Annotated in this window: 4 protein-coding genes; 3 read left to right on the top strand and 1 reads right to left on the bottom strand. The window is 45.7% G+C overall.

The window, feature by feature from the left end; all coding sequences use genetic code 11:
- The 3 genes from AC3DOM_RS15790 to AC3DOM_RS15780 all read left to right on the top strand — a co-directional run.
- Positions 1 to 868, top strand: an 868-nt coding sequence (locus AC3DOM_RS15790) for an HNH endonuclease (protein ID WP_487920002.1), incomplete at its 5' end; no start/stop codon positions are given.
- Between the two features lie 287 nt (positions 869 to 1,155).
- Positions 1,156 to 1,542 (top strand): DoxX family protein, encoded by a 387-nt coding sequence (locus AC3DOM_RS15785; protein ID WP_487920001.1) that lies wholly within the window; start codon positions 1,156 to 1,158, stop codon positions 1,540 to 1,542.
- A gap of 120 nt (positions 1,543 to 1,662) precedes the next feature.
- Positions 1,663 to 2,490 carry a hypothetical protein gene (locus AC3DOM_RS15780; protein WP_487920000.1) on the top strand — a complete coding sequence of 276 codons (828 nt, stop codon included), beginning with the start codon at positions 1,663 to 1,665 and terminating at the stop codon, positions 2,488 to 2,490.
- A 213-nt stretch (positions 2,491 to 2,703) separates the two neighbouring features.
- On the opposite strand, the gene acs is transcribed toward AC3DOM_RS15780, so the two are convergent.
- On the bottom strand, positions 2,704 to 4,599 hold the full coding sequence (gene acs / locus AC3DOM_RS15775; RefSeq protein WP_487919999.1) for an acetate--CoA ligase: 1,896 nt from the start codon (positions 4,597 to 4,599) through the stop codon (positions 2,704 to 2,706).
- Positions 4,600 to 4,792: the final 193 nt, after the last annotated feature.

The following is a 4,792-nucleotide window of genomic DNA, read 5'->3' as shown; positions in this document are numbered from 1 at the left end:
GGCAATAGCGAAGATTTTTTTTCGAAAAAGCGATCAATATTGGATTGTAAAAGATGACGATAATCGCGCTGCTACATTTAAGGAGGAGATTATGCGTATTTCTGAAGCTGACTTAATTTTGCCAGCACTATTTGTAATTTCTGAAAACCCAGGAATAACAACATCGATCTTATTACAAAAACTAAATCAGATTCTAAAACCAACGGGAGAAGATGCTGAGATACTCAGTGGGCGTTCGGACACAAAATTTTCTCAGATAGTTCGAAATATAAGATCGCATAAAACTTTAGAAAATATGGAGTATGTAACATATTCTTCTGGAGAAAGTCGTCGAACGGGAGGAAATTTCAACATAACCGCAAAAGGCCAAGTGTTTTTAGATAATAATCAAGAAATTGTTGACAATCTTCTTTTGCACGGATTTCCTTATGACAGTGTTGTAGGCACCATACAAAAGATAGCAGAAGCCAAAACTAAAGGAAAGCAAATAAAAATAGTTGATGAGAATTTAGTTATTCGAGAAGGTCGACAACGACAAAGAAAATCTATTGCATATGAGCGATCAGATGATGTCCGAAAAGCTGCTGTTGACTATTATCGCCTTGAAAATGGCCAAATAGTTTGTGATATATGTGGTTTTAACTTTCTTGATGTTTATGGGGAGAGGGGAAGAGATTATATTGAAATCCATCATGAAAAACCTCTTTCAGAGACTGAGGGTGAAAAAAGAATTGCTTTCTTGAAAGAAGCAGTTCAGAGCGTAAAACCAGTATGCGCAAATTGCCATAAGATGATACATAGAAAAAGGGATGATATGTTATCAATAGCTGATATGAAATTACTCATCAGCAATCAGAAGTCCGAATAACATAGAAATAACTTAGCTACATTTATTATTGACGGTTTGCTGACTTGCAGAAGAAGTACCACTTTCGATATAGGGGGAGAGTGTATAACAGGATCTTTTTCATAAATAGCTAAATCACAAGATTCAAACTGAGATAAAAAGTTATATGCAAAATCGAATATTCTCTGGTAACATATATGCGACAATATTTATAATAATTATCACAAATATTGTTGGCGTGTATTGGTAGATAATTTTTACTGTTTGCGTCATTAAAATTATTATTTGTATAGAAAAAGGAGATTGTGATGAATGTTTTACTATGGGTTTTACAAGTTCTGTTTGGCGTATATTTTGTTGCGATTGGCGTGAGCCATTTTATTGTTCCGCCGGGTCTGCCAGCGATGATGGGCTGGATGTATGAGCTTTCCCCCGCTCTCCACTGGTTCAGTGGGACAGCAGAAATTTTGGGCGGTTTAGGCTTGATCCTGCCCGGACTAACCAAAATTCAGACAAGGCTGACCCCTTTGGCCGGGGCGGGACTTGTCCTCGTAATGCTTGGCGCACTGACCTGGCATTTTCAACGCGGAGAGACGCAGAATATTATGTTCAATGTTGTCCTGGCGCTCTTTGTTGGATTTATCGCTTATGGACGTTGGAAACTCAGCCCCCTGGTAGATAAGGCTGCAAGCTAGTTGAAAGAAATTCACGTGAAGTGCTTTGCTTTAATTTCTTAAAGATCATCGCCCCTTCCTGTCTGGAAGGGGCGATGATTATTTTATTGGGGTGAGGCGCAATTAACCCTGGAGGTAGCAATGAATTCTGAAAACCCTAAAATTACACCTTTATTACGGACCTTTACCCTGATCGAAACTTTAGTCCTTATAGGCGCAGGTTTCGGTTTATTCTTTTTCCCAAATATTGTCCGGCCGCTATGGCCCTGGCAGATCGCTCCCTTCAATACGCTATTTCTGGGTGCAATTTATTTAGGAGCCATGGTATCGGTTGGCTATATGTTCCTTTCAGGCCGCTGGTCGCCGACCCGTCCTGTGTTGAGAGCCATCTTTACCTTCACATTCATTGTTCTTATTGTTTCGCTGTTCACCAGCAGTCAGTTTGATTTCACGTATTGGCCGGTCTGGGGTTGGTTTGTAATCTATATTTCCCTTCCACTTAGCGCTGGCTACCATTTGTGGTTATACAGGTCTATGCCTGCAAGCCATTTGAATCCGGTACCAGCAAAATGGGGAGCCATCCTGCGCATCGCGGGTATCCTGATCGGCCTGTATGGACTCGGTTTGTTAGTTCTGCCAAATATTTTCGGTGACACCTTTCCCTGGACATTGGATGTTTTTCACAGCCAACTATATAGTGCAATGTTTTTTACTGGCAGCGTAATGATGTTTTCCATAGCTAAATCAGCTACCCCGGCCGAGTTTGTTGCCACCGGATTGACTGTAGCGACGTTTAGTATTTTTTCAATATTGGGATTGTTTATTGTCGATGCTCAAGTACAGCTAACCGACTGGGATGCACCAAATACATTGGCCTGGCTGGGATCATTGGCTGTTCTGGGAGTGCTGGGAATAAGCATGATTGTGGCTGGATCAAGACAGATTCCGCATGAGATGGGTAACAGGTAAATTGTTGAAAAAGCTGTGCAATTAACGACAGGACTTACGCAAAATACCTTTTTTCTCGCTGCAATGCTCTGCGTTGTAGCTTGTCTACAATACCCCAACGCGGAGCATTGGGACTAGGACTATAAAAATGCGTAAGCCCTAAACGAATTACTTTTTGTAATTTAATAAAAAACGGACTTCGCAAGAAGTCCGTTTTGCTATCATTCATTCAATCTAGTCTGCCAGGGTGCTGGTATCCCCAACCTCCTCGCCGAGGGCCTGTGCTTTGAGCAGGCGGCGCATGATCTTGCCGCTGCGTGTTTTCGGCAAACTATCTACGAAGGTGATCGATTCCGGTTTGGCGATGGGACCCAACTCCTTGCCGACATGTTTTTGCAGGGCGGCTGCCAGATCATCGTTGCCGGTTTGGCCCTCGTTCAGGATCACATAGGCATGGATGGCGTTCCCTTTAATTTCGTGTGGCAGGCCGATCACAGCTGCTTCAGCCGCGCTGGGGTGGCTGACAATGGCACTCTCCACCTCGGCTGTCCCTAAACGGTAGCCACTGACCTTAAGGACGTCATCCATCCGACCGATGACCCAGATGTAGCCATCCTTATCGATGCGGGCGGAATCTCCGGTCTGGTACATTGTCCCGAATTTTCCCCAATATTGTTCTTTATAGCGTTCATCATCCCCATAGATGGTGCGCAACATGCTTGGCCACGGGCGTTTGAGCACCAGATAGCCCTCTTCGCCAGCCGGGACGGGCTTGCCATCATCATCCACAACTTCGGCTTCATGCCCGAAGAAAGGTTTGGTGGCCGAGCCAGGCTTGAGCGGAGTGATCGGCAGCGGCGTGATCACAAATCCGCCCGTTTCGGTTTGCCACCAGGTATCCATGATCGGGCATTTTTCCTTGCCGATGACCGTGTAATACCACTTCCACGCTTCGGGATTGATCGGCTCACCAACACTACCCAAAAGCCGCAAACTGGAAAGATCGAAGCGATTTGGCCAGGAATCACCAAAGCGCATCAGGCCGCGGATGGCGGTTGGCGCGGTATAGAGGATCGTGATCCCGTATTTCTCGACCATCTTCCACCAGCGATTGGGATAAGGAAAGGTCGGGGCGCCCTCGTACATAAAACTGGTTGCGCCTGCGATGAGCGGGGAATAGACGATATAGCTATGTCCGGTAATCCAGCCCGGATCGGCGGCGCACCACCAGCGGTCGGTATCTTTGATATCAAAAACGGATTTGAGGGTGGTATGCGTATAAACTTGATAGCCGCCGTGTGTATGGACGATGCCCTTCGGTTGCCCGGTTGTACCGGAGGTGTAGAGAATAAAGAGCAGATCTTCAGCATCCATTTCCACGGTCTCACATTTGGGGCTGGCAATCGGCAGTTCCAATAGATCGTGATACCAATAATCGCGCCCCTGTTCCATATAAACATCCTGCTCGGTTCGCTTGACGACGATGCAATGCTCGATCGTTGCCTGGCGAGCCATGGCTTCGTCAGAAATATCTTTTAATTCGATGATATTTCCCCTGAGCCAGGCGCCATCAGCGGTGACGAGAACCTTGCTTTGTGCAGCTTCGATCCGTGATGCGAGCGCTTCCACGCTGAAACCGCCATAGACCACACTATGCGCCGCGCCGATTTTGGCACAGGCCAGCATCGCAAAAACCTGCTCCGGAATGCGGGGCATATAGATAGTGACAATATCGCCTTTTTGTACGCCCATGCTTTTGAGGATATTTGCCATTTTGCAAACCTCGCGGTCCAGGGCATGATACGAGAAGGTGCGTACATCGCCCGGCTCGCCTTCCCAGATCAGCGCGAGTTGATTGCGCTTGGCGTTGGTCAGATGGCGGTCAATCGCGTTGTGGACAATATTTGTTTTTGCCCCTGTAAACCATTTGAAGAATGGGGGGTTGCTGTCGTCAAGGACCTTATCCCATTTCTGATACCACTCCAGTTCACTGGCCCGATCTGCCCAGAAAGATTCGGGGTCTTCAATGGATTGCTTGTACCAGGCATCGTAATCCTGCACATTGGCATTCTTGATAACCTCTTCGGACGGGAAGTAAACTTCGCCTTCAAAATTTTTTTTGGCAGACATAAAATCTCCTCTGGTGAACCTGAACAGAACGAAATATGAGCGATGAAATATTCTATTGTATAAAAATGGGGACGCAAAGCGTTGCCCTATTATACAGGACAAAACACAGCAGCTTTGTAAAAGTTATTCTCACAGTTTCGGTATCATCTCAATAATTTGGGGTAGATGAAAAAGACCAACCCAAATTGAGTTC

Source organism: Candidatus Desulfolinea nitratireducens (genome assembly GCF_982879505.1).
This window is presented reverse-complemented; position numbering and strand designations above follow the sequence as displayed.

Excerpts from the sequence above, each read along its gene's own strand:
- AC3DOM_RS15785 (WP_487920001.1), top strand. The coding sequence starts at position 1,156 with ATGAATGTTTTACTATGGGTTTTACAAGTTCTGTTTGGCGTATATTTT.
- AC3DOM_RS15780 (WP_487920000.1), top strand. The coding sequence starts at position 1,663 with ATGAATTCTGAAAACCCTAAAATTACACCTTTATTACGGACCTTTACC.
- acs (WP_487919999.1), bottom strand. The coding sequence starts at position 4,599 with ATGTCTGCCAAAAAAAATTTTGAAGGCGAAGTTTACTTCCCGTCCGAA.